This is a genomic window from Stappia sp. ES.058 (genome assembly GCF_900105595.1).
Lineage (GTDB): Bacteria > Pseudomonadota > Alphaproteobacteria > Rhizobiales > Stappiaceae > Stappia.
The window spans coordinates 3,607,123-3,633,019 of record NZ_LT629784.1 but is presented as its reverse complement, the minus strand read 5'-3'; the positions used below and the strand labels follow the sequence as shown (position 1 = coordinate 3,633,019).

Here is a 25,897-nt window from a genome sequence, read left to right as displayed (position 1 = left end):
TGCGGGCGCGCTCGGCGCAAGACCCTCATTCGCGGCGAGGTCGGGATCCGGTGTGCCAGGATCTGGCCCGCACACCCGCAAGCACGATGTCGAGAGCGGAAGACGAGCGATGACATCCCCGAAAGATCAGGCGCGTTTGGCTTTCCCGGGCGGCGGTCTCTCCCTCGACCGTCCGAGGGTGATGGGCATCCTCAACGTTACGCCGGATTCCTTTTCCGATGGCGGGCGCTTTGTCGCCCGGGAGGATGCGCTTGCCAGCGCCCGCAATATGATTGCTCATGGCGCGGATGTGATCGACGTTGGCGCGGAAAGCACCCGCCCCGGCGCCGTGCCGGTGCCGCCGGAAGAAGAATGGCGGCGGCTGGAACCGGTTCTGTCGGAAGTGGTGGCGATGGGCATGCCCGTGTCCATCGACACCTACAAGGCGTCAATTGCGCGTGACGCCTGCCGGGCCGGCGCGGTTGTCGTGAACGATGTATGGGGTCTGCAAAAGGACCCGGACATGGCGGATGTCGTAGCGGAAAGCGGCGCCGCCGTGATCATGATGCACAATCGCACCGCGGCGGATGCGGGGATCGACATCCTCGACGACATCGACCGGTTTTTCGAGCGCTCCATGACGATTGCCGAGCGCGCCGGAATCCCCGCGGAAAGGCAGATGCTCGATCCGGGCATCGGCTTCGGCAAGACGCTCGACCAGAACTATCTCGTGCTCAACCGGCTGGAGATGCTTGCCAAATACGGCCGACCGCTAATGGTCGGCGCGTCGCGCAAGCGCCTGATCGGCGCCGTGCTCAGCGTCGAGACCGATGACCGACTGTACGGCTCGCTGGCCATTCACACCGTCGCGATGATGAAGGGAGCGGCCATGATCCGCGTGCACAACGTTCAGCCCCATGCGGATGCCGCGCGCATCGTGCAAGCGATCGGCCGCGAGGGCCTGGCGTGACCGGCACATCGACGCCGAAGCCGGTACGTGCGGCGCTGGGGCTCGGCTCGAACATCGGCGATACGCGCGCCAATCTCGACGCAGCGCTCGACGGCTTGAGCCAAAGCGGTGATGTGCGGGTTGTCGCGCGCTCGAGCGATTATCGCACGCCTCCCTGGGGGCCGGTGCCGCAGGACGACTATCGCAACGCCTGCGCGCTGATCGAGACGTCGCTGTCGCCGCGCGCGCTGCTGGATCTCTGCCTGTCGGTGGAAAGGGCGCTCGGGCGCGTGCGCGACGTGCGCTGGGGGCCGCGCTTGATCGACATCGACGTGCTCGTCTATGGCGATGAAACGGTCGAGGAGGAGGGGCTGTCGATCCCGCATCCGCGCATGGGCGAGCGGGCCTTCGTGCTCGTGCCGCTGGCCGAGATCTGGCCCGATGCCCCTGTCGGCGATGGCCGCACGGCGGCCGAGGCGCTTGCGACCTGCCCCGGTCAGGACGAGATCCGCCGCCTCGACGGCGCCTGAGCCCGGCGCGCCGGGCGGCGTTCAGTCGTTTCCGGGCGCGCCCTTTGCCGCGGCATCGCGGCCGAAGTTCGGAATGTCCGTGTCCTGGCCCGCTTCCACGATGGAGCGTCGGATGCCGCGCGTGCGGGTGAAGAGATCGAACAGCGCGTCGCCGTCGCCCCAGCGCACCGCGCGTTGCAGCGCCGCGAGATCCTCGGAAAACCGCGCAAGCATCTCCAGGATCGCATCCTTGTTGTGCAGGCACACGTCCCGCCACATCGTCGGGTCGGAGGCCGCCAGCCGGGTGAAGTCGCGAAAGCCCGAGGCGGAGTATTTGATCACCTCGGATTTGGTCACGGCTTCCAGATCGTCCGCCGTTCCGACGATGTTGTAGGCGATGATGTGCGGCAGATGCGAGACGATGGCCAGAACCAGGTCGTGGTGATCGGCGTCCATCGTCTCGACGGTCGAGCCGCAGGCTTCCCAGAAGGCCGTCAGCCGGGCGACGGCATCCGCATCGGCGTCGTTCTCGGGTGTCAGGATGCACCAGCGATCGCGGAAGAGTTCGGCAAAGCCCGCGTCGGGGCCAGATTCTTCCGTGCCCGCGATCGGATGTCCGGGGATGAAATGCACGTTTTTCGGCAGATGCGGCGCCATCTGGCGCACGACGGAGGCCTTGGTCGAGCCGGTATCGGTTACGATCGCACCGGGTTTCAGCGCAGGGCCGATCCATTTGGCGACCGCCTCGCTGGCCCCGACGGGAACGCAGAGGATCACCAGGTCCGCGTCCGCCACCGCCTCGCCCGCGTCGAGGCAATATCGGTCGCCCAGGCCGAGTTCCTCCGCGCGGCGCAGCGTATGCTCCGAGCGGGTGGAAACGACGATTTCCGAGGCAAGGCCGTTGCGCCGGATGACATGGGCGAGCGAAGATCCGATCAGGCCGATGCCGATCAGGGCGACGCGGGGAAAGGGCGTAAAGGACATGAGACTGCTTGTGCGTTGGGGACGCCGACTTGCTTGGCGCCGTCCCGAGATCAGGCGGCGAGGAAGGTCTTGAGCGCCGCGACAACGGCGCGGTTCGCCTCTTCCGTGCCGATCGACATGCGCAGCGCTGCGGGCAGTCCGTAGGCTGCGACCGACCGGAGAACGCATCCCCGGTCGCAGAGATAGGCGTCGGCCTCCTGAGCCGTCTTGCCCGGCGTGTCTGGAAAATGGATCAGAACGAAGTTTCCAACGCTGGGCGTGACGGTCAGGCCAAGTGCTTCCAGTTCCGAGGCGACCCAGGGCAGCCACGTTTCGTTGTGGGCAACCGCCGTCTCGACGAACGCGCGGTCGCGCACCGAGGCGATGCCGGCGGCTTGCGCGGCGGCAGAGACGTTGAACGGGCCGCGGATGCGGTTCAGCACGTCGACGAGATGCGCCGGCCCGTAGGCCCAGCCAAGACGCAGGGCCGCAAGGCCGTAGATTTTGGAGAAGGTGCGCGTCATCAGCACGTTGTCGGCGGTCGCAGCGAGTTCCATGCCGGCCTCGTAGTCGTTTCGGCGCACGTATTCCGCGTAGGCCGCATCGAGCACCAGCAGCACATGCGGCGGCAGGGCGGCGTGCAGGCGGCGCACCTCCTCGAAGGGAACATAGGTGCCGGTCGGATTGTTCGGATTGGCGAGGAACACCACCTTGGTGCGGTCGGTGACGCGTGCCAGGATCGCATCGACATCGGTCGCCAGATCCTTTTCCGGCGCGATGACGGGCGTCCCGCCGGCCGCGAGAATGGCGATCTTGTAGACCAGGAAGCCGTGCTCGGTGAAAATACCCTCGTCGCCCGGGCCGATGTAGGCGCGCGCGACCAGTTCCAGGATCTCGTCGGAGCCGTTGCCGCAGATGATGCGCTGGGCGTTCAGTCCGTAGACCTCGGCGATGGCCTCGCGCAACGTGGAAGAGCCGCCGTCAGGGTAGAGTTCCAGATGCGCGGCCTGCGCCGTGTAGGCGGCGACGGCCTCGGGGCTGGCGCCAAGCGGCGTCTCGTTGGACGAGAGCTTGTGCAGTTTGCTGCCTCCGGTCGATTTCGTGCGGCCGGGAATATAGGGCGCAATGTCGAGGATGCCTGGACGGGGCTGCGGGTGCGAGATGACTGATTGCATTTCTTTCGCCGATTCGCGCATTGAGTGTATATTGCGGCCTCGCATCCGTCGGATCGATCGCGCAGCGAGAGCGCGACGGTGACGACAAGGCGCGTTTGCGCGCATAGTCATAGGCAGAGTGCCTTGGGATGGCAAAAGAAAACATTGACCTTGGGAAGGCGCGCTCCTACGTCTCGAAGCCTTGAATTGGGGCTGGCGCATGCCGCATCGCATCGGTGATGCTAGGCGGTTCGATAGCGGCACGCCTGCGGAAAGATGATGGGAAGGACGGTCGGTCTGCCATGACGCAGGAGACTTCACCGGAGCCGGCGCCGAACCGCGCGGCGAAGGGCGACACGGGCGGGGCGGGGTCCAGCGCTGCGGCGGCACCCAGAAGCGAGATGGACGCGCCGACGAGCCAGGTTTGCGCCTTTGGCGGCGACACCGCGTTGCGGCTCGATTCCGGTGCGCTGCTCGATCCCTGGCAGATTGCCTATGAAACCTACGGCACACTGAACGCCGAGCGCAGCAATGCGGTGCTGATCTGCCACGCGCTGACGGGCGACCAGTATGTCGCGTCCAGCAATCCGATCACCTCCAAGCCCGGCTGGTGGTCGATGCTCGTCGGCCCCGGCCGGCCGGTCGATACCAACCTCTATTACGTGATCTGCGCCAACGTTCTGGGCGGCTGTCTCGGAACGACGGGCCCGGCCTCGACCAATCCGGCCACGGGACGGCGCTGGGGGCTGGATCTGCCGCTCGTTACCATCAAGGACATGGTGCACGCCCAGGCGATGCTGCTTGACCGTCTGGGGATCGAGACGCTGTTTGCCGTCGTTGGCGGCTCGATGGGCGGCATGCAGGTGCTGCAATGGGCGTCGAGCTATCCCGGGCGCGTATTCGCCGCGCTGCCGATCGCCACGGCCGCCCGGCATTCCTCGCAGAACATCGCCTTCCACGAGGTGGGGCGCCAGGCGGTGATGGCGGATCCCAACTGGTGCGGCGGGCGCTACTTCGAGAAGGGCGTGCGGCCGTCCAAGGGGCTCGCGGTGGCGCGCATGGCCGCCCATATCACCTATTTGTCGGATCCGGCGCTGCATCGGAAATTCGGCCGCAACCTTCAGGATCGCGACGCGGTGACCTTCGGTTTCGACGCGGATTTCCAGATCGAGAGCTATCTGCGTCACCAGGGGATGACCTTTGTCGACCGCTTCGATCCGAACGCCTACCTCTACCTCACGCGGGCCATGGACTACTTCGATCTCGGAGCCGATTTCGGCGGCACGCTGGCGCGCGCCTTTCTGCATTCCGCGACACGGTTCTGCGTGATGTCCTTCACCTCCGACTGGCTGTTTCCCACTTCCGAGAGCAAGGCGGTTGTGCGCGCGCTCAATGCCGCTGCCGCCAATGTCTCCTTCGTCGAGGTGGAGAGCGACCGCGGCCACGACGCCTTCCTGCTGGACGAGCCGGAGATGTTTCGCACCGTGGTCGGATTTCTGACGGGCGCGGCCCACGCACGCGGCATCGCGCCGCCGACCGGGAGCGCGGCATGAGCGGGAAAAACGGCGTTCGCGGCGATCACCGGCTGGTCGCCGATCTGGTGGAGCCCGGCTGCCGTGTGCTCGATATCGGCTGTGGTGACGGCGAGTTGCTGCATCTCATGGTGCGCGAGAAACAGGTCGACGGGCGCGGCATCGAATTGTCCCAGGCCGGCGTCAATGCCTGTGTTGCGCGGGGATTGTCGGTGGTGCAGGGCGATGCCGACAGCGACCTTGCGGACTATCCGGACGACGCCTTCGATTTCGTCATTCTCAGCCAGACCCTGCAGGCGACGCGCGCGCCGCGCGTCGTGCTGGACCAGTTGCTCAGGATCGGATCGAACGTGATCGTGTCCTTCCCGAATTTCGGGGTCTGGCGCAACCGGCTGCAGCTGATGTTCCTCGGTCGCATGCCGGTGACCGATTATCTGCCATATTCCTGGTACGACACGCCGAACATCCACTTCTGCACGATCCGGGATTTCGTCTCGATGTGCGAGGAGACGGACGCGCATATGGTCAAGGCGATGGCGCTTAATGCGCGCGGCGAACCGGTCGGCTTCACCGCGCCCTGGTGGGTGTGGAACCTGATCGGTGAACAGGCGCTGTTTCTGCTGAAGCGATAAGGGCCGGCGGGCCGGGCGGAACCGTCAGGCCCGTCGCTGCGCCGTCGGGGATGAAGGTCGGCCGGAACGCGCGGATCAGCCGGGTCCTGCCGACCGGCGTTCCGCGATAGATCTGCTTTTCCGCCTCCACCAGAAGCAGTCCGGCGAAGGCCGGCCACATGCGCCGGCCCACACGCTCCCAGGCGCGCGCGCTCCTGAGCAGCATGCGTGATTTTGTCGGCGGCAGGAACAGCGCCTCATCGGTTCCCAGCGTGTTGAACTGGCAGGCGCGCAGCAGGGCCTCGATCTGGCCGCGCGAGAACGGGCGTCCGTAGCCGAAGGGCGAGATCTCCGATCGCGCCCACAGACCTCGGCGGTTCGGCAATACGACGATCATGCGGCCGCCGGGCGCCAGGACCCGCCAGACCTCACGCAGCATGGCGTCGGGGTCGCCGCTGTGGTCGACGCCATGCACGACCAGCGCATTGTCGAAACTGTTGTCGAAGAACGGCAGCTCCGTCTCGTCGACAAGCGCTGCCGAATTGCGTCCGCCACGCGGCCAGGCGACAACGCCCTGTGCCGCCGGCATGGCCGCGACGCAGCGTTCCGCCTCGTCCAGATAGGGGCGCATGTAGGGTCCTGCGTAGCCGATGCCGATCAGGCGGCGGTCACGCAGTTCGGGCCAGAACGCGCGGATGCGCGCGCCCAGGAGGACTCGCAGCATCCGACCGAGTGGCAGGTCGTAGAAGGTGCGCTGATGGACGACGTCGAGATACATGAAGACCTGCAGCGACGGCCCGGTGGCGGGCTGGGATGCCGATTGAACCCTTCCGCGCGCCGTGATGCAACCGTCTCGAATGTCGCGCCCCGTTCGCGCCGGCCTCTTGTCCCCATGACCTGGTCGGGGCAGGGTGGGCGCGCCTGCGCCGCTGTTCGACGGCGGCCATCGGATCCCCGGGCCGCCCAGCGGGCGGAGTGAAGCGAAACGACAGGAGACCATGGCGATGAGCGAAGCGACGAAGCAGGTCGAAATCCGGCAGTTTTCCTGTCTCGACGACAATTTCGGGGTGCTGGTGCATGTGCCCGCGACAGGCGGCACGATTGCCATCGACGTCCCCGACGCCGAGCCGTATCTGGCGGAGCTGGAGCGGATGGGCTGGACGCTCACCGATATTCTGATCACCCACCATCACTGGGACCATGTGCAGGGACTGGGCGCGCTCAAGGCCGCCACCGGTGCGCGCGTGACCGGGCCTGCGCTGTCGCGCGACAAGATCGCGGAGATGGATGCCGTCGTCGCGGACGGGGACACGATCACCGCCGGTGGCCTAGCGTTTCAGGCGCTCGGGACGCCCGGGCATACGCTCGACCAGATTTCCTGGTGGTCGCCTGATGCGCATTTCGCCCACACGGGCGATACGCTGTTCGCCCTTGGCTGCGGGCGGGTGTTCGAGGGCGACATGGCGATGATGTGGGCCTCGATGGACAAGCTCGCCCGGCTGTTGCCGGCGGATACGCGGATCTATTGCGGCCATGAATACACATTGGCCAACGCGCGCTTCGCCGTGACCGTCGACCCCGACAATGCCGAACTGGCGAAGCGGGCAAAGACCGTGGAGGGCCTGCGCGAACGCAACCAGCCGACGCTGCCGACCACCATGGAAGACGAGCTTGCGACCAATCCGTTTCTGCGTCCCTCAGATCCCGGCATCCGCAAGACGCTCGGCATGATGGAGGCAACCGACGCGGAGGTTTTCGCCGAGATCCGTCGGCGCAAGGACAGCTTCTGACGGAACGATTCGTGACGCATCTTCTTCAAACCCAGAGCTCGACCCGCCCATGATCGATCCCTCGCTTTCCGCCCTGGACATCGTCCGAATTCTGGATCTCGCGCCGCACCCCGAAGGCGGCCACTACCGCGAGACCTATCGCGATCCGGCGTGCGATGCCTCGGGGCGGGCGCGGTCGACGGCGATCTATTATCTGCTTGAGGCCGGAGACATTTCCGCCTGGCACCGGGTGGATGCGGTGGAGGTGTGGCACTGGTACGCAGGCGGTCCGCTGGCGCTGACGATTTCCGAAAACGGGCACGACGCGCGCGCGCTTCATCTCGGGGTCGATCTCGCCGCCAACCAGCGCCCGCAGGGCGTCGTGCCGTCCGGGGCCTGGCAGACGGCGGAAAGCCTCGGGCGCTGGACGCTGGTCGGCTGCACCGTCGCGCCGGGGTTCGAGTTTTCAGGCTTCGAGATGGCGCCGAAGGACTGGCGACCGCTGCCGCGCGGCTGAGGCCTTGCCGCCGCCCGGTGTGGCTTTTTGCACGGGGTTTCCCGTCTTGCGTTGCGCACGCGGGCCGTTACAGTGCGCGGCGACTTTCCGCCGGGCGCGCGACGCTTTCGGCATTCCTGCGACTGGACAATGGATCTCATGGCACAAAAAGACATCAAGAAGGTGGTGCTCGCCTATTCGGGCGGTCTCGACACCTCGATCATCCTGAAATGGCTTCAGACCGAATACGGCTGCGAGGTGGTGACCTTCACCGCCGATCTCGGCCAGGGCGAGGAGCTGGAGCCGGCGCGCAAGAAGGCCGAATTGATGGGGATCAAGGAGATCCACATCGACGACCTGCGCGAAGAATTCATCCGCGATTTCGTCTTCCCGATGTTCCGCGCCAATGCGGTCTATGAGGGCGTCTACCTGCTCGGCACATCGATTGCGCGGCCGCTGATCTCCAAGCGGCTGATCGAGATCGCGCATGAGACCGGGGCCGATGCGATCGCCCATGGCGCGACCGGCAAAGGCAACGACCAGGTCCGCTTCGAACTGGCCGCCTATGCGCTCGATCCCGACATCAAGGTGATCGCGCCCTGGCGCGACTGGACGTTCAAGTCGCGCACCGACCTGATCGACTTTGCCGAAAAGCACCAGATCCCGGTGCCGAAGGACAAGCGCGGCGAAGCCCCGTTCTCCGTCGACGCCAACATGCTGCACTCGTCGTCCGAGGGCAAAGTGCTCGAGGATCCGTGGGAAGAGGCGCCGGAATATGTGCACCAGCGCACCGTCTCGCCGATGGACGCTCCCGATGTCGCCACCGAGATCACCATCGGCTTCGAAAAGGGCGACGCGGTCTCCCTGAACGGCAAGGCGATGTCGCCGGCGACGCTGTTTGCCAAGCTCAACGACTATGGCCGCGACAACGGCATCGGTCGGCTCGATCTTGTCGAGAACCGCTTCGTCGGCATGAAGTCGCGCGGCGTCTACGAGACGCCGGGCGGCACCATCCTGCTTGAAGCGCATCGCGCGATGGAATCGATCACGCTCGACCGGGGTGCGGCGCACCTGAAGGATGAGCTGATGCCGCGCTATGCGGAGCTGATCTACAACGGCTTCTGGTTCTCGCCCGAGCGCGACATGCTGCAGGCGGCGATCGACAAGAGCCAGGAAAAGGTCGAGGGCGAGGTTCGCCTCAAGCTCTACAAGGGCAATGTGATCGTGGTCGGCCGTCAGTCGCCCTATTCGCTCTATTCCGAAGAGCTGGTCACCTTCGAGGATGATCACGGCGCCTACGACCAGAAGGACGCCGCCGGCTTCATCCGGCTGAATGCCCTGCGTCTGCGCACGCTCGCCAAGCGCGACCGGTCGACGTAATGACGGCCCCGGCGCGGGAGGGGATGGCCGAAATCGGCGCCGCCCTCGCCTGCGCCGGGTTCCGGCTCGTCGGCGAATTTTCGCCCGAACCCGGCGACGCCGTGCCCGACATCGCTGCGGGCATTCCGACCGCCGGCCTGATGCTGGTCGGCAGTCTGTCGAACGAGCTTTTTCCGCATTTCACCGGAAGTCCGGAAGCGCGCGACGGCGCGCCAGATCCGCTCGACCGCCATACGCGCCGGGTGCTGGCGCCCATTGCCAAAGCCGCCGGCATGACGCCGGTCTTCGTCTTCGACGGTCCGCCGTATCATCCCTTCCAGCGCTGGGCCTTGCGCGTCGGCGGGGTTTCGCCCTCGCCGATGGGGCTGCTTGCACATGAGACCTTCGGGCCGTGGCTGGCCCTGAGGGCGGCGTTTCTCACAGGGGGCCCGGTGGCGGCAGTCTCGCGGGGCGGACCTTGCCCGTCCTGCCGAGACACACCCTGTATCTCCGCCTGTCCCGCCGGAGCGCTCGGGCCCGGCGGCTATGACGTGCCGAGATGCCTTGCCCATCTTGAGGCGACACCGGACGCGGCCTGCCACAGCGGGTGCCTCGCGCGCCACGCCTGTCCTGTGGGCAGTGCCTTCGCGCAAGGCCCGCAGGAGGGCGCCTTTCACATGCGCAGCTTTTTCGCTGGAGCGGTCTGAGGGTCGCCGAAGCAACCGATGTGCGGGCTAGAACAAGTAGCCCAGACGCATGCCGACATTGGTCATTCCGTTGTTGCCGGTGCATCCGCCGGCGTTCGAGGAATGCTCGATCATCGCCGAAAGATTGACCGACTCGCTGAAGCGCACGCCGAGGGAGGCGGCCTCGCGGAACAGCAGGCTGCAGCCGAGCGAAAGCGTGTTCGGCTTGTTCACGCCGGTGTTGCCGTTGTGAAACATTCCGCCGAAGCTGCCTTCGACGAAGAGCCAGGTGTTGAGGTCGACCGTCAGGCTGTAGCCGAAATAGGCCATGCTGGTGCTGCCGGCGGTGTTCAGATTGACGCCGAGATGCGGACGCAGCATCGCGCGGGTGTCCAGAAACGGCGTCGTGAATTCCAGGGCGGCGAAGCGGCTGAGGATCTCGGCATTGATGTCGATCCCGTTCTCCCGGCCCATCGTGTCATGATAGAGAACGCCGCCGCGCACCTCGCTCAGGAAGAGCGCATGCGCCAGCTCTACCCTTGGACCGTTGCGGTCTTGCGCAACGGCCGGCGGCGCAGACAGGTTCAGGAGAATCCCGCAGGTGATGGCGGAAATGGCCAGCTTCCAGATCGTCACGAACGCCTCCGGTTTTCAATCGTTCTTATTATTTTCAGTCTAATGCAATTACTTGGCGTCCATACCAGAGAAAACCGCTCGAACCGGGCGCTCTTCACCATTTATTAACAAGTGTTGAAAGTATGCAACAATTGTTGCTGGCATTGAGTCCGATTGGAGGCTGCGGACTGCCTCTGTCGCAAATCTTCAAGACCGGCGTTCGCCTTGCGGGCTAAGCGGGTGCCAGAATTGGCTTCAAGGAGAACCGACCATGAAATTTCGCTACACGATCCTCTATGTCGAGAATGTCGCCCGCACGCTATCATTCTACGAGACCGCCTTCGGGTTCACGACCGGCTTCCTGCACGAGAGCGGGGATTACGGTGAGCTTGTCACCGGCGAAACCAAGCTTGTTTTCTCGTCCCGCGCGCTGATGACACAGCTCGGCAAGGCGCCGGCGCGTGCCGAGCCAAAGAGCCCGGTCTTCGAGATCGCTCTGGAAACGGACGACGTCGCGGGCGCGCTTTCGCGGGCGCGTGAGGCAGGCGCGTCGGTGGTTCAGGAGCTGCGCGAGGAGGACTGGGGCCAGACGACGGCCTATGTCTCGGATCCCGACGGTTATCTGGTGGAGATCTGTTCTCCGGTCGGCGGCACCGCCAGCCCCGACTGAGCGAGCAGGACGAGGCGGCGCGGATCGGTCCTGAGCCGCGCCGGCGTCGTGCCGAACCAGCGGCGGAAGGCCCGGGTCATATGCGCCTGGTCGGCGTAGCCGGCATCGGCGGCGATTTCGGCAAGGGGGGCACCTGCCGTCAGTTCCAGGGCGGCCCGTCGTGCCCGGGCAAGGCCCAGCCAGAAGCCCGGCGGCGGCAGGGTGTTCTCACGAAACTGCCTCTGCAGCGTGCGCGGCGTCACCGCAAGCCGTCGTGCCAGCTGCGCCGTCGTTGCATCCGGCTGCGCTTCGATGGCGGCGAAGGCGTCCACCGTGGCCGGCCTGCGCGCGCAATGCTCCTCGATCAGCTTTTCCGGGCGCAGGAGATCCTTCTCTGCCGTTTCCGCGACGCGCGCGATCAGACGGGCCGTGTCGATCCGTGTGCCCGGCGCGAGCCGGTAGCCGGTCAGCCGGGTGCCGGGCGCAAAGTCCGTGGCCAGAACGGGGGCGGTGTGCAACTCGCTGACGAAACCGGAGGGCTTTGCTCCCGGAGCCTCGACCATGATCAGGTCGCGGCAGCCGTCCGGGAGCACGAGATCGCTGGACGGACGGTCGACGGTGTGATGCCAGATGTCGAGGAGGGGTGACATCTCCGCGCGGGCCCTTGCGCTCAGCGGTCGCGGTTGGCGACGAAACGGGCAAGGGCCGAGAGTTCGCCGGCGCGTTCGCCATAGGGCGCCAGCAGGCTCTCCGCCTCGGCGATCTGGCGGTCGAGTTCGGCGCGCGTCCAGTCCACGCCCTTGAGCGCGACCAGCGTCGCCTTTCCCGCGTCCGCGTCCTTGCCGGCCGCCTTGCCAAGCGCTGCGCTGTCGCCTGCCACGTCGAGAAGGTCGTCGGCGAGTTGGAACGCCAGTCCGAGAATTTCGCCGAAGCGCGTCAGCGCCGTGATCCCGTCATCGTCGGCGCCGGCAAGTCGCGCGCCGGTGCGCGCCGCATATCGGATCAGCGCGCCGGTCTTCATCGCCTGCAAGCGACGCACCTCGTGCTCGTCGGTCGGGCGGTGTTCGGCGGCCAGATCCAGCATCTGTCCGCCCGCCATGCCGCCGACCCCCGAGGCCCGGGCGAGCTCCCGACTGGCGGTCAGGCGAACGTCGGCGCAGGCATGTACCGCAGGATCAGCGACAAGATCGAAGGCGAGTGTCAGCAGCGCATCGCCGGCGAGGATGGCGGTGGCCTCGTCAAAAGCCTTGTGCACCGTCGGCCGGCCCCGGCGCATGTCGTCGTCGTCCATGGCCGGAAGGTCGTCGTGGACGAGGGAATAGCAGTGGATGCATTCAAGCGCGGCACCCGCCAGCACAAGGCCGTCGTCGTCACGACCGAACAGGCGGCCGGCCGCGATCATCAAGCCCGGTCGCAGCCGCTTGCCGCCGCCCAGACAGGCATGGCGCATGGCCGCCGTCAGCCGCTCGGGGCGGGCGGTCTCGCCGTCAAGGGGCGTGGCGCCCAGTGCCCGCTCAAGGGCGGCCTCGACGCGGGTTGCGCTGTCGGCCAGGCGGCTTGCGGGATCGACGGTCAAGAGGGCCTCCGCGTATCGGGTTGCGAACGGCGCATCGTTGCGCCGCCCCGCCCGCGTTCGTATCGCGGACCCTCAGTGTCGCGAAACCGCCAAAAGGTCAACAGCGTCGCGCGGGCAGCACTCGGCGGACCTGGCGGCACTTGGGGGGAGGGCAGGCGCCCGTGTGCTGCGGAGGTGCGCTGTGGGGGGGCGCCGTCGGTTGTCGGCGGTTTGGAGACGGGCTATGGAGAAAGCGTTGCGTGCACACGCCGCTTGCCTTGGTCGCCGCCGAACCGGCGGGCATGCAGGTCATGTATGTCGCTGTCACCTTTTGTGGCCAGGCAGCGCGCCTGACGGCAATTGCGCCTTGCCGCCCCGGCAAACGGATGGATCATGGTCCCGATGGAAAGGCAATCGCAAACCGGCGTCGTCCGAAGGCGCGTCGACAGGCGCGTTCGCCTGTCCGGTCGCCCGGGTTGCAGCCTTTGCGGCGGCGTTTGCGGAGGTGGACGATGAGCGACGCCGACAGGGGGCGGAAAGCCGGGAAGCGGCGTTCGCTCCGGCGCCGGATCCGGCGCTGGATATTGTGGTTCCTGGCCGTGGTTTTTTTGCTGCCGCCTGTCCTTATCGTGATCTACGCGGTGGTGCCGCCGGTGAGCACCTTGATGCTGGAGCGCTATGTGCGGTTTCTCTGGGTCGATCGCACCTATGTTCCGCTGGAGGCGATCTCGCCGCATCTGATTCGCTCCGTCGTTGCCTCGGAAGATGCGAAGTTCTGCGAGCACGTCGGGATCGACTGGGACGCGCTCGGCAGCCAGATCGAGGCGCTGGGCGAGGGCGAGGATGTCCGCGGCGCCTCGACGATCACGATGCAGGTGGCCAAGAACCTGTTCCTGTGGACGGATCGCAGCTACGTGCGCAAGGCGCTGGAGCTGCCGCTCGCGCTGCTTCTCGATGCGATGCTCAGCAAGAAGCGCATTCTCGAGATCTATCTCAACGTCGCGGAGTGGGGCGAGGGTGTTTTCGGTGCCGAAGCCGCGGCGCAAGCCTGGTTCGGCAAGACGGCCCTTGCGCTCGGGCGCCGCGAGGCAGCGCGGCTTGCAACTGCCCTGCCGGCGCCTCTTGCGCGCAATCCGGCAAGCCCTGCTCCCGGACATGCGCGGTTGGCACGCTTGAACCGGGCGCGTGCCGCTGATATCGGCCCGCATCTCGGGTGCCTGCCCGGATTCGGGCCGTCGCAGTGAACCGAAATCGTCAAAAAATTCCCTTTCGGGCTGGCAAAGAGGCCAAAGGTTCTGTATAAGCCCGCCATTCCTGCACACCGTGTGGACCCACGCCCCGGGCTGACCCGGTCCGGGTTCGCTGGATATTGCACGACGGAGAGAACAAGAATGGCCGTTCCGAAGAGAAAAACATCGCGCATGAAGCGCGGCGCACGCCGCTCCACGGACGCCCTGAAGCAGCCGACCTATGTCGAGGACAAGGATTCGGGCGAATTGCGCCGCCCGCATCACGTCGATCTCAAGACCGGCATGTATCGGGGACGTCAGATCCTGGCGTCGAAGACCGACGCCTGATCGAAACGCACCGCTTTGATGCGACAAAGGGCCGGCGCTTTTGCGCCGGCTTTTTTGCGTTGTCCGGGGCCTTGGACCCTGGACGTGGGCGCAACAAGAAAAGGGCTTCCGGATCGCTCCGGGAGCCCTCTTTCGTGTCGCCGACCCAGGCCGTTCGTCAGCCGTTGGCGAAATACTGGCCGCCGTTCATCGTGATGACGCCGCCGGTCATGAAGGCGGCCTGCGTCGAGGCGAGGTAGACGACCGCGCCGGCGATCTCCTCCGCCTTTCCGAGGCGACCGATCGGAATGTTGCCGATGATCCCCTCAAGCACCTTCTCCGGCACGGCGGCGACCATGTCGGTGTCGATGTAGCCCGGGCAGATCGCATTCACCGTGATGCCCTTGCGGGCCGTTTCGGCGGCGAGCGCCTTGGTGAAGCCGATCACGCCGGCCTTGGCAGCGGAATAGTTCGTCTGACCGAGCTGGCCCTTCTGGCCGTTGATCGAGGAAATGTTGATGATGCGGCCGTGGCCGCGCTCGCGCATGCCGTCGATGACCGGACGCGTCATGGTGAACATGGAGTCCAGATTGGTACGGGTCACCGCGGACCACTGCTCGTAGTCCATCTTGTGGAACCAGCCATCGCGCGTGATGCCGGCGTTGTTGACCAGCACCTCGACCGCGCCGAGATCGGAGACGACCTGGGCAACGCCGTCATGGCAGGCTTGCGGATCGGACACGTCCCACTTGTAGACATGAATGCCGGTCTCGGCCTTGAAGGCCTCGGCCTTTTCCGTGTTGCCGGCATAGATCGCGGCCACGCTGTAGCCGGCATCCTTCAGCCCCTTCGAGATCGCGGCGCCGATGCCCCGCGTTCCTCCTGTCACGATTGCCACATTGCTCATGAACATCCTCCCCTTTGGCGGTTCGAAATACCCGAAAACGATCTTTTCGTCGTCGCCGGCTTGATGGCGATGCCTTGCTGTGCCCGCCTTGATCCGTGTCAATCGACGCGTTGGCGACGATTCCGCCCGTCGTAGTGCGCGATTGAAATTTCCAAATGAAATCAGATTTTTGACGAACGGCGCGCGAAGAGCTGCGCGCGCCGTTCTTGCGCCGAAAGTCTAGTGGCGAAAGGGTCGCGGCCTCAACGCTCGACGCAAAGCGCAACGCCCATGCCGCCGCCGATGCACAGCGTTGCGAGCCCCTTCTTGGCGTCCCGCTTGGCCATTTCGTGCAGCAGCGTGACGAGCACGCGGGCGCCCGAAGCGCCGATCGGATGCCCGATCGCGATGGCGCCGCCGTTGACGTTCACGATGTCGGGGTTCCAGCCCATGTCCTTGTTGACGGCACAGGCCTGGGCGGCGAAGGCCTCGTTGGCCTCCACGAGATCGAGATCCTCCGGCTTCCAGCCGGCCTTTTCCAGCGCCTTGCGCGAGGCGGGGATCGGGCCCGATCCCATGAGGGACGGGTCGACGCCGGCGGTCGCCCAGGAAGCGATTCGCGCGAGCGGCGTCAGGCCGCGCCGCGAGGCTTCGGCCGCGCTCATGACCACGATGGCGGCCGCGCCGTCGTTGATGCCGGAGGCGTTGCCGGCGGTTACGCTGCCGTCCTTGGCGAAGGCGGGGCGCAGCTTGGCCATACCGTCGACGCTCGCGCCGTGGCGAATGTATTCGTCCTGATCGACGACCTTCTCGCCCTTGCGTTCCTTCACGGTGACCGGCGTGATCTCGGCGGTAAAGCGGCCAGACTTTTGCGCGGCCTCGGCCTTGTTCTGCGATGCGACGGCGAATTCATCCTGCTGATCGCGCGAGATCTGCCATTTTTCGGCGACGTTCTCGGCGGTCTGGCCCATGTGGTAGCCGTTGAAGGCATCCCACAGGCCGTCCTTGATCATCGTGTCGATCATCTTGAAGTCGCCCATCTTGTAGCCGGCGCGCATATGCGCGCAATGCGGCGAGAGCGACATGTTTTCCTGGCCGCCCGCAACGATGATCGAGGCGTCCCCGGCCATGATCTGCTGCATGCCGATGGCGACGGTGCGCAGGCCAGAGCCGCAGACCTGGTTGAGAACCCATGCGGTTGCGCTCTCGGGAATGCCGGCATGAATGGCGGCCTGACGCGCCGGGTTCTGCCCTTCTCCTGCCGTCAGGACCTGGCCGAATACGACCTCGTCCACATCCGCGGCGGGCACGGATGCGCGCTCGAGGGCGGACTTGATCGCGGTGGCGCCAAGCTCATGGGCACGGGTGTTGGCGAAAGCTCCGTTGAACGAGCCAACGGGGGTGCGCGTTGCGCTGACAATGACGACGTCGGTGGGTGCGCTCATATGAAATCTCCGAAACTCCGGACCTCCCGGGGCGCGCGCTGGCCCCCTCATTGATTATGTGCGCGCGTGTTCACCAAACTAGAGACGGTCAACCTGCCATAGTCAACCGGCACTCCGCGTATGCGCGGTCGATTTGGCGGCGATACGGCTTGTGCTTTCGTCGCGGTTTGCAGGGCAATCCGGTGTTTTGCAATCGACCCGACAAAACGGTGGTACCGGTGGGGGGGATTGGCTTATCGTGATGGAAACGAAAAGAGTGGCGCACGCAGCCGGTCCGGTTGCGTGGGGCCGGGAGGAATGCCGCGTCGAACCTTTCCGGGCGATCTGGTCGAGCCTGATCGGATCATCTCAGGGAAAGCGACGCCCGAAGCCGGGATCCGATACACGATATGGCAAAAACGAGCGACCCGACGATCATCAAGAAATACGCGAACCGTCGTCTCTACAATACGGGCACGAGCACCTATGTCACGCTCGAAGACCTTGCGGTGATGGTGAAGGACGAAGAGGATTTTGTCGTTTTCGATGCGAAATCCGGCGATGAGATTACCCGTTCCGTTCTCACGCAGATCATTTTCGAACAGGAAAACAAGGGGCAGAACCTGCTGCCGATCACCTTCCTGCGACAGCTGATCCGCTTTTATGGCGACAGCATGCAGAACGTGGTGCCGAGCTATCTCGACTTTTCGATGACGTCGCTGACCAAGGAGCAGGATCGGCTGCGCGAGCAGATGTCCAGCGCGTTCGGCGCAACCGCCTTCGACGCGATCGAGGATCAGGTCAAGCGCAACGCGGAAGTCTTCGACCGCGCGATGAAGATGTTTCTTCCCTTCGGCCAGGAAAGGGACGGGGAAGCTCCGTCCCTGCAGGGCGGGGAAGCAGGTCAGCCCGGGGCGGTGCCATCCACCCGCAACGTCGAGGATTTCGACGCGCTGAAGAAGCAGCTCGACGCCATGCAGAAGAAGATCGACGCCCTGGCCGGCGGCGACAAGGAGTAACGGCAGGCTGCCACATGGGCGGCCTGCCGAGCGCCTTCAGCCGCCGTCCGCCTGAAGGCCGGCTGCCTGGATGCCGGCAATTGCGCAGGCTTCGTCATTGTCCGAGGTGTCGCCGGTGATGCCGACGGCCCCGAGGATCTCGCCGCCTTCCCCGTCACGAATGAGCACGCCGCCCGGTACGGGGACGATGCCGCCGCCGGCCGCGCCGTTGAGGGCCTGCACGAAATGCGGACGGGTCTGGGCGTTGGCATCCAGCCAGCGCGATCCCGCCCCCACGGCGATGGCGCCATAGGCTTTGCCCGTTGCAATCTGCGGACGCATGATCGACGAACCGTCCTGACGCATCAGCGCGAGCAAATGACCGCCGGCATCGAGCACGGCAACGGTCAGGGGCTTCAGGCTCAAGTCGGCGCCCTTGGCAAAAGCCGCCTTGATAATTTTCTCTGATACGGAAAGAGTGAGTTTGCTCATTTGCAAAAATCTCCGCAATGACATGGGTGTAGGGTCCCGAGAACGGCTATCAGGGTCCGTGTTGTGTTCCAATGGAGAAAAACGACAAGGACCCGCTCCGCGAGAGAAACAATAGAGTGGGCGGCCCGAGGTGTCATCCGGCGCCGGTTTTCGCTGGCGTGACTGACTGCGCCGCATGGCAGGCGCACCCGGGGCCCAGGAAACAAGAGGATACTTTCCATGCGCGACTTCCAATATCCCGGACGCTCCGCGACTTATGCGACGACCGCGATGGTGGCCACATCGCACCCGCTGTCGACATCGGCTGCCATCGAGGTGCTTCAGGCGGGCGGCAATGCCGTCGATGCGGCCGTTGCCGCCGCGGCGGTACAGGCTGTGGTCGAACCGCAAATGACCGGAATCGGCGGGGATTGCTTCGCGATTGTCGCCGGCCCGGACGGCGGCGTGCACGGGGTGAACGGCTCCGGCCCGGCGCCGGCGGCCGCGACACCGCAAAAGTTGGCCGAATTGGGCATCACGCAGATCGATTTCAATGGCCCGCATGCGGTGACGGTGCCCGGTGCGGTGCGCACATGGGAAACGCTGCTGGCGCGTCACGGAACCCGCAGCCTTGGCGATGTGCTGAAGCGGGCGATCGGCTGCGCGCGCGATGGCTATCCCGTCACGCCGCGCGTGGCGCATGACTGGGCCCGCAATCTTGAAAAGCTCTCGGCCGATGCCGGTGCGGCCGACGAGTATCTGATCGACGGCGCGGTGCCCAAGGTGGGGCAGGTGATGCGTCACCGGGCACTGGCACGCACGCTGCAGGCGATTGCCGACACTGGCGCGAAGGCTTTCTACGAAGGCGAGGTGGCGCAGGACATCGTCGACACGCTGGCCGCCAAGGGCGGGCTGATGACGATGGCCGACATGGCCGGCATGGAGACGCTCGACATGACGCCGGTCGTGCGCAACTACCGCGGCATCGACGTTGCCGAGTTGCCGCCCAACGGCCAGGGTTTCATCGCGCTTGTCATGCTGGGCATTCTGGAGCGCTTCGACCTCGCGGTCCTCGATCCGTCCGGACCCGAGCGGTTCCACCTGGAGATGGAGGCCGGCCGGCTTGCCTATTCCGTGCGCGACCTCTTTCTCGCCGATCCGGATCACATGCAATACGGCCCCGATGCCTTTCTCACCCCGGTGTATCTCGACAAGCTGGCGGCGCGGATTACGCCGTCCTCGCGCATTCCGGACATTCCGCCGGCGTTGCTCGGCCCGTCGTCGGACACCGTTTATCTGTCCGTCGTCGATGACGCCGGCATGGCCGTCTCGCTGATCAATTCGGTCTACAAGGACTTCGGCTCCGGCATATGCGCACCGAAGAGCGGCGTGCTCCTGCAAAATCGCGGGGCCTGCTTCCGGCTGGAACCGGGCCACCCGAACTGCATCGACGGCGGCAAGCGGCCGTTGCACACGATCATTCCGGCGATGGCGTTCAAGGATGGAAAGCCGCATCTCTCGTTCGGCGTGATGGGCGGGGGCTATCAGCCCTGTGGTCATGCGCATGTGCTGACCAACATGATTGATTTCGACATGGATCCGCAGGAGGCGATTGACGCTCCGCGCATGTTCTTCGACGAGAAGACGCATGTGCTGCAGGCGGAACGCAGCGTGCCGGAGGAAACGCTCTCCGTTTTGCGAGGGCTTGGTCACCAGGTCGTGGAAGCGCCGGAACCGATCGGCGGAGCGCAGGCAATCCTCATCGATCGCGAGAACGGCACGCTGGTCGGCGGCTCAGACCCGCGCAAGGACGGAATGGCCGCCGGGTATTGAGGCGCCAACCGGCGACAAGCAAATGTAAGAAAGGCGGCGGGGGCTGCCGCCTTTTTCATGTGCGCTGAGCGCTTACGCTCTGTCGACGGGTCTCAGCGGCTGATGGAAAGCACCCGTCCGGCGTCCATGTAGCGTGGCTGGCGTTCGGTTGCGCGATAAGCGGCGATCGCCTCATCCGGCTCGGCACGGCGGCGCGCGCGGGTTTGCGGCATGTTGTCCCGTGTGGCGATCAACTGTGCGAGAAAGGCCGCGTTGGTGCGGTGAAGCCTGGCGTAGCCGGCCTTCCGCGTATCCACGACGGGCTCTATCGCGACGAGGTGGCTTGCGCTGTCGGCAGCGCGCGTCTCCGCTGTCGCGTTGCTGCGCTGCGCCGCTGCGCGTCGTGTCGTCGATCCCGTTGTGACACGGGGTGTCGGTTCGATCCGCATTGTCGCCTCCCGGGCGTGCCAATTTGAAACATTGGCGTTGTTACCGGGTAATTTAGCGCAAATGCCGTGCCAGGCGATAACCTCTTGTTAACTATTTCGCGATGCGCGAGCGAATCTCTCCGGTTTTCCCCGGATTTCTGCCATTTCCGTTGCAACGCATTTGTTAATCTGCGGGATGCTTCAGTGGAAGTCGTCTCCGCGGGAGACGCCGAAATCGCGTCTGGCCCCCGTGATGGTGATGCTGAAGCCGGCGATGACGTCCACAAACGAGATGCAGATGAGAATGAAGAACACGGAGGTCGCAGCCTCGCGCACCGTGAGGAATTCGACCAGATAGGCGACGAAGACCAGCGTCGACAGGATGTGGTCGGTCAATGCGACGACGCCCGTTCGGGTCGCCTTCAGGAGTTCGATGAAAAGCAGGACAAGACCGGAAACGATCATCAGATCGCCGGTGACGAGCGTGAAGCGGGCGCCCGAGACCAGTTCGACCGTCAGCACGGGACCGAGCCACGGATCGCCGCCGGCGTTGCCGAAAAGCGAGAAGGCCAGCAGGTTGTAGACCAGCAGCGGTGCCAGGGTCAGCGGTATCGACACGATGAACGGCATGGCCGGGTCCTTTCGGGGCAGCGGTGGAGCGGCGATCTCGTCGCCGGGACGAACGCATGAACCTGTCGACAGGGGCGATTCGGACCCGCCCCTTGTGTGGCGTGATGATGCTGCCTTCCCGTTGCGGCTGCAAGAGGCGTCCGGAGGCTGTGCGGCCATAAAAAAACCCGGAGCCTGGGGCCCCGGGTTTCAAGGTGCGACCGGCGCCAAGCCGGTCGTCACGGGAGATGGTTGGCCGGATCAGACCCGTCCGCTGCCCTGGCCGAACTCCGGGTAGGCTTCGACGCCGACTTCCGTCTTGTCGAGGCCGAGAGCTTCTTCTTCGGCGGTCACGCGCAGCCCGATGGTGGACTTCAGGATGAGCCACACGACAAGGCTCACGCCGAATGTGAAGACACCGAAGGCGACCACGCCGACGCCCTGCACGTAGTAGCTCGCGTCGGAGTTGGACAGCGGCACGATCATGGTGCCCCAGATGCCGGCAATCAGGTGAACCGGAATGGCGCCGACGACGTCGTCGATCTTCAGCTTGTCGAGCATCGGCACGGCGAAGACAACGATCACGCCGCCGATCCCGCCGATGATGATCGACTGGAAGATGCTGGGCGCCAGCGGCTCTGCCGTGATGGAAACGAGACCGGCGAGCGCGCCGTTGAGCGCCATCGTGACGTCGACCTTCTTGTACATGATCTGCGTCAGGATCACCGCGACGACAACGCCGGCAGCGGCGGCCATGTTGGTATTGACGAAGATGCGAGACACGTCGGAAACGTCACCGATGGTGCCCATGGCAAGCTGCGAGGCGCCGTTGAAGCCGAACCAGCCGAGCCACAGGATGAACGTGCCAAGCGTTGCGAGCGGCATGGAGGAGCCGGGCATCGGGTGGACCTGACCGTCCGCACCGTATTTGCCGGTGCGTGCACCAAGAACCAGGGCGCCGGCAAGAGCGGCCCAGCCGCCGACCGAGTGCACCAGCGTGGAGCCGGCGAAGTCGGAGAAGCCCATGCCGTCGAGCCAGCCTGCGCCCCACTCCCACGAACCGCCGATCGGATAGATGAAGCCGGTCAGAACGATCGTGAAGACGAGGAACGGCCACAGCTTGATCCGCTCGGCGAGCGTGCCGGAGACGATGGAGGCGGTGGTCGCGCAGAACACCATCTGGAAGAACCAGTCGGATGCTGTGGAGTAGCCGGTGTCGAGCGCGTTGCCGCCGACCGGATCGATGCTGTAGGGGCCGAGCGACCCCATGAAGCCACCGTCGACGCCGGTGTACATCAGGTTGTAGCCTGTGATCCAGAACATCAGCCCCGCGATGGAATAGAGCGTGATGTTCTTCAGGCACTGCATGGACACGTTCTTGCTGCGCACCATGCCGGCTTCCAGCATGGCAAAGCCTGCGGCCATCCACATGACGAGGAAGCCGCCGATCAGGAACAGCAACGTGTTGAAGATATAAGCGGTCTCGGTTGACAGCGAGAACTGCGGCGTGTCCTGCGCGAGCGCCGGACCGCTCGCCGCGAGAAGCGCGGCAGCTGCGAGACCGGCAGACTTAATACGGTTATTCATCGGATTCTCCCCTGCTCGAATGGATCAAAGCGCGGCGGCGTCGGATTCGCCGGTGCGGATGCGCTGAACCTGGTCGAGCGCGTAGACGAAGATCTTTCCGTCGCCGATCTGACCGGTCTTGGCGGCGCCGGCAATCGCTTCGACCACCTTGTCGGCAAGGTCGGAGGCGACGGCGACTTCGATCTTGAGTTTCGGAAGGAAGCTGACGGCGTATTCGGTGCCACGGTAAATTTCCGTGTGCCCCTTCTGGCGTCCGTATCCCTTGACTTCGGTGACTGTCAGTCCCTGAACGCCGATGCTCGTGAGGGCGTCGCGCACCTCGTCGAGCTTGAACGGCTTGATGATGGCCATCACGATTTTCATGCTCGCTTCCCGTTCCTTTCCCTGCTTGCGTCCACCGTCGGGAGCATTTGGCGCATCCCGGGTGGTTGTCGGCGGCGCGTCGTCCGGAGAATGCGACTTGCGCATTGGAACCGGCGCCGACCAACGCCACCCGTCAGGTATCAAGGAGCGTGCCAACTCGTATTGCGCTGCAAAAAAAGCCGATTCAGCAGAGGGTTCGAGGCGAAATAAACAAGATAAATCAATTGCTAAGGAATATTGTTCGGACCACGGGGTCGGGGCTCTTTCGGGCTGCGTCCACGGCAGGGCGCGTGATTAAAAAATATGCAGACCTGCAGGGCGGGTCTGCATAAAAAATACGCTTTGACGATGCCTGCCTTTAAATCAGGCACCAAACCCGCCGTCGTCGAGATAGGCGGATTCGGCCTGCGTCGTCTCGCGATCGAGTGCGTCATTGCGATGAGGAAACCGGCCAAAGCGGCGGATGACGTCCATGTGCACCAGGGCGTAGAAATAGGTCGTTTCCTCGCCATTTCGACGGAACAGGTCGACGCTGCGTTCCTGTGCGGCAATATCCTCCGCATGCTCGAAGGGGAGGTAGAAAAAGGTCCGGGCCATCTTCGGAAACGCCCGGTCGAAGCCCGCGTCGAGTGCCCTTTCGGCGATTTCAAGGGCGCGATCGTCGCCCGAAAAGGCCTTTGCATCGCCCCGGTAGAGATTGCGCGGGAACTGGTCGAGAAGCAGCAGCAGCGCCAGCGCCCCGTGCGGGGTGCCCGCCCAATCGTCCAGAGTGCCGAGACTGGCGGCGCTCACGCCCGGTTCGAACCGGCGACGGATCTCCTCGTCGAAGTCCGTGTCGGTCGCAAACCATTTCTCGGGGCCGGCCGTCCACCAGAAATCCAGGATTTCGAAGGGATCGATCTTGTCGCTCGTCATTTCGGGCTTATCCTCTGTCCATGCCCTGCGTGCATGGGTCCCGCCGGGCGTTCAGGCGACTATCGCACCGCAGGTGCGGGTGTAAAACCCCGTGGCGGCGCACTGGCATGCGTGGCACATGTCGGCATGATTATTGACTTGCAGGGGGAAACGCCCGTTGACCGATCCGCAGACAGAGCTCGACCTCAAGGGTCTGAAATGCCCGCTCCCGGTGCTCAAGGCGCGCAAGGCGCTTTCGCGGCTGCCCGCCGGCGCGCGCGTGCGGATCGAGGCGACGGATCCGATGTCCGTGATCGACATTCCGCACTTCTGCAGCGAGGCGGGCCACCGTCTGGTGTCGCGCGAGCAGGACGGTGAGACGCATGTCTTCGTTCTGGAGCGCGGCGGCGACCCGGACTGAACGGAGATATCCGCCTCCGTCTTGACTTGGGATCAGCCGGTCGCGATGGCGTCCATCGCTTTCGCCATCTTCACGTCCAACTGGCTGAGCCCGCCCGCATCATGGGTTGTCAGGGTGACCTTCACGGTCTTGTAGACATTGAACCATTCCGGATGGTGGCCGAGTTTCTCCGCGACCAGCGCGCAACGGGTCATGAAGCCGAACGCCTCGTTGAAATCCTTGAAGGTGAAGGTCTTCTCGATCGCGTCGCGATCCGCCGCCGGGGCCCAGTCGCCAATCTCGGCCATGGCGGCCGAGCGTTCGGTGTCGTCAAGCCGAGATGCCATGCGTGTGGTCTCCTGTGTGAGCGGGCTTTGCAGGTGCGCAGCCCTTGAACGTCTACCCCCTTCACCTAGGATGTCGTGCGCATGAAAAAAACCCTCCGACCGGAACGCCGAAATTCCCTTCCGGCCGGACGGGCATCCTCCAACAGGGAATTCCGCATGACGTCGGTGCTTTTTGTCTGCCTTGGAAACATCTGCCGGTCTCCGCTGGCGGAAGGGATCCTGCGGGCGAAGCTGGCACGTGTCGGCCTCGACACGCGCATCGGCGTCGATTCCGCGGGGACGGGAAACTGGCATGTCGGAAAGGCTCCGGACCCCCGGTCCGTCGCAATCGCCGCGCAAAACGGGATCGACCTCGCGGGCCTTCGGGCTCGGCAGGTGAATGTGGATGATTTTCAGAAATTCGATCTGGTTCTGGCCATGGATGGCGACAATCTCGCGGATCTCGAGACCCTCCGGACCCGTTCCGGTGCCGATCGCGCCGCTGCCCTGCGCCGATTTCTCCCTGAGGATGTGCCTGACCCCTATTTCGGCGGACCCGATGGCTTCCAGACCGTCTTCGACATGCTCGACGCAGGCTGTGGCCGATTGCTCCGCACGCTCACGCAAGATGTTTAAGTCGTGCCTGTTCGTTCCTATGTGAACCGTACGAGACGCCATTGTTTTCCGGATGCGATCCGGTTGGCGCGGATCCCGCGGGGCGTCCCGATCGCGAACCCGTGGATTGCCAATACAAGATTGCCAATAAAAGGAGGTCGAACATGAGCGGCTTGCGCATCGAACACGACAGCTGGATTCTTGTCGGCGACGGTGAGAAGGCTCTCTTCTTTCGCAATGAGGGCGATGCCGACTATCCGAACTTCGAGGTTCTGCGGGTGCTGGAGCATGAAAACCCGCCCACCAGCGAGCAGGGAACAGACAGTCCGGGACGGCAGAGCGATGGACCGGGCGCGCAGAAAAGCGCAATGGACGAAACTGACTGGCACACGCTTGAGAAGCACCGCTTCGCAAAAGAGGTCGCCGAGGCTCTCTACAAGGCGGCGCATGCCGGCCGGTTCTCCAAGATTGTGATTGTGGCTCCGCCGATGACGCTGGGCGATTTGCGCAAGGCCTTTCACAAGGAGGTCGCCAGCCGGGTCGTCGCGGAAGTCGACAAGACGCTCACAGGGCATCCGCCCGACAAGATCGAGCGCATCCTGTCCACCAAGGACTGATTCGAGGTCGATCATTCGAACCGGCGGGTCGTGGCGAAACACAGTGAATTCGCCGCGGCGCCGCTTGGATCGTTCGGTTTCGGCC

Annotated in this window: 31 protein-coding genes; 16 read left to right on the top strand and 15 right to left on the bottom strand. The window is 64.8% G+C overall.

What is annotated here, in order from left to right; all coding sequences use genetic code 11:
- Positions 1-109: 109 nt before the first annotated feature.
- The gene (gene folP, locus BLU32_RS16860; protein ID WP_197673627.1) at positions 110-949 is read left to right on the top strand and encodes a dihydropteroate synthase; all 840 of its coding nucleotides are present in this window, start codon (positions 110-112) and stop codon (positions 947-949) included.
- Positions 946-1,458 carry a 2-amino-4-hydroxy-6-hydroxymethyldihydropteridine diphosphokinase gene (gene folK / locus BLU32_RS16855; RefSeq protein WP_093808859.1) on the top strand — a complete coding sequence of 171 codons (513 nt, stop codon included), beginning with the start codon at positions 946-948 and terminating at the stop codon, positions 1,456-1,458. Before folP ends, folK begins: the two co-directional genes overlap by 4 nt.
- A gap of 21 nt (positions 1,459-1,479) precedes the next feature.
- Here the strand turns inward: folK and BLU32_RS16850 are convergent, their stop codons facing one another.
- Complete coding sequence (locus BLU32_RS16850) at positions 1,480-2,421, bottom strand: prephenate/arogenate dehydrogenase family protein (RefSeq protein WP_093808857.1); 942 nt, start codon at positions 2,419-2,421, stop codon at positions 1,480-1,482.
- A 50-nt stretch (positions 2,422-2,471) separates the two neighbouring features.
- Positions 2,472-3,575: a histidinol-phosphate transaminase gene (hisC, locus tag BLU32_RS16845; RefSeq protein ID WP_093811207.1), complete on the bottom strand. Its 1,104-nt coding sequence runs from the start codon at positions 3,573-3,575 to the stop codon at positions 2,472-2,474.
- A gap of 380 nt (positions 3,576-3,955) precedes the next feature.
- Between hisC and BLU32_RS16840 the strand changes: the two genes are divergently transcribed.
- Entirely contained in the window at positions 3,956-5,107 is a 1,152-nt protein-coding gene (locus BLU32_RS16840; protein ID WP_208977079.1) for a homoserine O-acetyltransferase, read from the top strand.
- Entirely contained in the window at positions 5,104-5,718 is a 615-nt protein-coding gene (gene metW, locus BLU32_RS16835) for a methionine biosynthesis protein MetW (protein ID WP_093808853.1), read from the top strand. The genes BLU32_RS16840 and metW overlap by 4 nt, the downstream gene beginning before the upstream one ends.
- On the opposite strand, the gene BLU32_RS16830 is transcribed toward metW, so the two are convergent.
- Positions 5,654-6,475 carry a class I SAM-dependent methyltransferase gene (locus tag BLU32_RS16830; RefSeq protein ID WP_093808851.1) on the bottom strand — a complete coding sequence of 274 codons (822 nt, stop codon included), beginning with the start codon at positions 6,473-6,475 and terminating at the stop codon, positions 5,654-5,656. The genes metW and BLU32_RS16830 overlap by 65 nt on opposite strands.
- Before the next feature lie 220 nt (positions 6,476-6,695).
- Here BLU32_RS16830 and gloB point away from each other — a divergent pair, with 220 nt between their 5' ends.
- The 4 genes from gloB to BLU32_RS16810 all read left to right on the top strand — a co-directional run bounded on the left by gloB (position 6,696) and on the right by BLU32_RS16810 (position 10,028).
- Positions 6,696-7,487: a hydroxyacylglutathione hydrolase gene (gene gloB, locus BLU32_RS16825; protein WP_093808849.1), complete on the top strand. Its 792-nt coding sequence runs from the start codon at positions 6,696-6,698 to the stop codon at positions 7,485-7,487.
- Between the two features lie 49 nt (positions 7,488-7,536).
- Positions 7,537-7,983 (top strand): cupin domain-containing protein, encoded by a 447-nt coding sequence (locus BLU32_RS16820; RefSeq protein ID WP_093808847.1) that lies wholly within the window; start codon positions 7,537-7,539, stop codon positions 7,981-7,983.
- Between the two features lie 138 nt (positions 7,984-8,121).
- Positions 8,122-9,342, top strand: a complete 1,221-nt coding sequence (locus BLU32_RS16815) for an argininosuccinate synthase (protein WP_093811205.1) — start codon at positions 8,122-8,124, stop codon at positions 9,340-9,342.
- 23 nt (positions 9,343-9,365) lie between these two features.
- On the top strand, positions 9,366-10,028 hold the full coding sequence (locus tag BLU32_RS16810) for a hypothetical protein (RefSeq protein ID WP_157727716.1): 663 nt from the start codon (positions 9,366-9,368) through the stop codon (positions 10,026-10,028).
- 27 nt (positions 10,029-10,055) lie between these two features.
- Here BLU32_RS16810 and BLU32_RS16805 read toward each other — a convergent pair whose 3' ends face one another.
- Positions 10,056-10,643, bottom strand: a complete 588-nt coding sequence (locus BLU32_RS16805; protein ID WP_093808843.1) for an acyloxyacyl hydrolase — start codon at positions 10,641-10,643, stop codon at positions 10,056-10,058.
- A 250-nt stretch (positions 10,644-10,893) separates the two neighbouring features.
- Here BLU32_RS16805 and BLU32_RS16800 point away from each other — a divergent pair, with 250 nt between their 5' ends.
- The gene (locus BLU32_RS16800) at positions 10,894-11,292 is read left to right on the top strand and encodes a VOC family protein (RefSeq protein WP_093808841.1); all 399 of its coding nucleotides are present in this window, start codon (positions 10,894-10,896) and stop codon (positions 11,290-11,292) included.
- On the opposite strand, the gene BLU32_RS16795 is transcribed toward BLU32_RS16800, so the two are convergent.
- Complete coding sequence (locus BLU32_RS16795; RefSeq protein WP_093808839.1) at positions 11,241-11,921, bottom strand: helix-turn-helix domain-containing protein; 681 nt, start codon at positions 11,919-11,921, stop codon at positions 11,241-11,243. The two genes, BLU32_RS16800 and BLU32_RS16795, sit on opposite strands and share 52 nt — an antisense overlap.
- 20 nt (positions 11,922-11,941) lie before the next feature.
- The gene (locus BLU32_RS16790) at positions 11,942-12,847 is read right to left on the bottom strand and encodes a polyprenyl synthetase family protein (RefSeq protein WP_093808835.1); all 906 of its coding nucleotides are present in this window, start codon (positions 12,845-12,847) and stop codon (positions 11,942-11,944) included.
- Positions 12,848-13,338: 491 nt separating this feature from the next.
- Here BLU32_RS16790 and mtgA point away from each other — a divergent pair, with 491 nt between their 5' ends.
- Together mtgA and rpmF are read left to right on the top strand one after the other, a co-directional pair.
- Positions 13,339-14,070, top strand: a complete 732-nt coding sequence (gene mtgA / locus BLU32_RS16785) for a monofunctional biosynthetic peptidoglycan transglycosylase (RefSeq protein WP_093811203.1) — start codon at positions 13,339-13,341, stop codon at positions 14,068-14,070.
- 147 nt (positions 14,071-14,217) lie between these two features.
- Positions 14,218-14,403 carry a 50S ribosomal protein L32 gene (gene rpmF / locus BLU32_RS16780; protein ID WP_093808832.1) on the top strand — a complete coding sequence of 62 codons (186 nt, stop codon included), beginning with the start codon at positions 14,218-14,220 and terminating at the stop codon, positions 14,401-14,403.
- 157 nt (positions 14,404-14,560) lie between these two features.
- Here rpmF and phbB read toward each other — a convergent pair whose 3' ends face one another.
- Together phbB and BLU32_RS16770 are read right to left on the bottom strand one after the other, a co-directional pair.
- On the bottom strand, positions 14,561-15,289 hold the full coding sequence (gene phbB, locus BLU32_RS16775) for an acetoacetyl-CoA reductase (protein WP_093811201.1): 729 nt from the start codon (positions 15,287-15,289) through the stop codon (positions 14,561-14,563).
- Between the two features lie 242 nt (positions 15,290-15,531).
- Entirely contained in the window at positions 15,532-16,713 is a 1,182-nt protein-coding gene (locus tag BLU32_RS16770) for an acetyl-CoA C-acetyltransferase (protein ID WP_093808830.1), read from the bottom strand.
- A 389-nt stretch (positions 16,714-17,102) separates the two neighbouring features.
- Here BLU32_RS16770 and phaR point away from each other — a divergent pair, with 389 nt between their 5' ends.
- The gene (phaR, locus tag BLU32_RS16765) at positions 17,103-17,711 is read left to right on the top strand and encodes a polyhydroxyalkanoate synthesis repressor PhaR (RefSeq protein ID WP_093808828.1); all 609 of its coding nucleotides are present in this window, start codon (positions 17,103-17,105) and stop codon (positions 17,709-17,711) included.
- A 36-nt stretch (positions 17,712-17,747) separates the two neighbouring features.
- On the opposite strand, the gene BLU32_RS16760 is transcribed toward phaR, so the two are convergent.
- Positions 17,748-18,182: a heme-binding protein gene (locus BLU32_RS16760; protein WP_093808826.1), complete on the bottom strand. Its 435-nt coding sequence runs from the start codon at positions 18,180-18,182 to the stop codon at positions 17,748-17,750.
- A 219-nt stretch (positions 18,183-18,401) separates the two neighbouring features.
- Here BLU32_RS16760 and ggt point away from each other — a divergent pair, with 219 nt between their 5' ends.
- The gene (gene ggt, locus BLU32_RS16755; protein ID WP_093808824.1) at positions 18,402-19,994 is read left to right on the top strand and encodes a gamma-glutamyltransferase; all 1,593 of its coding nucleotides are present in this window, start codon (positions 18,402-18,404) and stop codon (positions 19,992-19,994) included.
- A 92-nt stretch (positions 19,995-20,086) separates the two neighbouring features.
- Here the strand turns inward: ggt and BLU32_RS16750 are convergent, their stop codons facing one another.
- The 5 genes from BLU32_RS16750 to BLU32_RS16730 all read right to left on the bottom strand — a co-directional run bounded on the left by BLU32_RS16750 (position 20,087) and on the right by BLU32_RS16730 (position 23,875).
- A complete protein-coding gene (locus BLU32_RS16750; protein ID WP_093808822.1) occupies positions 20,087-20,422 on the bottom strand; it encodes a hypothetical protein in 336 nt (111 codons plus the stop codon).
- 180 nt (positions 20,423-20,602) lie between these two features.
- Entirely contained in the window at positions 20,603-21,031 is a 429-nt protein-coding gene (locus tag BLU32_RS16745) for a hypothetical protein (protein ID WP_093808820.1), read from the bottom strand.
- Between the two features lie 240 nt (positions 21,032-21,271).
- Positions 21,272-22,597, bottom strand: a complete 1,326-nt coding sequence (locus tag BLU32_RS16740) for an ammonium transporter (RefSeq protein ID WP_093808818.1) — start codon at positions 22,595-22,597, stop codon at positions 21,272-21,274.
- A gap of 24 nt (positions 22,598-22,621) precedes the next feature.
- Positions 22,622-22,960 (bottom strand): P-II family nitrogen regulator, encoded by a 339-nt coding sequence (locus tag BLU32_RS16735; RefSeq protein ID WP_093811199.1) that lies wholly within the window; start codon positions 22,958-22,960, stop codon positions 22,622-22,624.
- Between the two features lie 363 nt (positions 22,961-23,323).
- Positions 23,324-23,875, bottom strand: coding sequence for a DUF924 family protein (locus BLU32_RS16730; RefSeq protein ID WP_093808816.1), 552 nt, complete (start codon positions 23,873-23,875; stop codon positions 23,324-23,326).
- Between the two features lie 157 nt (positions 23,876-24,032).
- Between BLU32_RS16730 and BLU32_RS16725 the strand changes: the two genes are divergently transcribed.
- Positions 24,033-24,275 carry a sulfurtransferase TusA family protein gene (locus BLU32_RS16725; protein WP_093808814.1) on the top strand — a complete coding sequence of 81 codons (243 nt, stop codon included), beginning with the start codon at positions 24,033-24,035 and terminating at the stop codon, positions 24,273-24,275.
- A 32-nt stretch (positions 24,276-24,307) separates the two neighbouring features.
- Here BLU32_RS16725 and BLU32_RS16720 read toward each other — a convergent pair whose 3' ends face one another.
- Positions 24,308-24,601, bottom strand: coding sequence for a 4a-hydroxytetrahydrobiopterin dehydratase (locus BLU32_RS16720; protein ID WP_093808812.1), 294 nt, complete (start codon positions 24,599-24,601; stop codon positions 24,308-24,310).
- Between the two features lie 156 nt (positions 24,602-24,757).
- Here BLU32_RS16720 and BLU32_RS16715 point away from each other — a divergent pair, with 156 nt between their 5' ends.
- Together BLU32_RS16715 and BLU32_RS16710 are read left to right on the top strand one after the other, a co-directional pair.
- Positions 24,758-25,216 (top strand): low molecular weight protein-tyrosine-phosphatase, encoded by a 459-nt coding sequence (locus BLU32_RS16715; protein WP_093811197.1) that lies wholly within the window; start codon positions 24,758-24,760, stop codon positions 25,214-25,216.
- A 143-nt stretch (positions 25,217-25,359) separates the two neighbouring features.
- A complete protein-coding gene (locus tag BLU32_RS16710; protein WP_093808810.1) occupies positions 25,360-25,812 on the top strand; it encodes a host attachment family protein in 453 nt (150 codons plus the stop codon).
- The last annotated feature ends 85 nt before the right edge of the window (positions 25,813-25,897 follow it).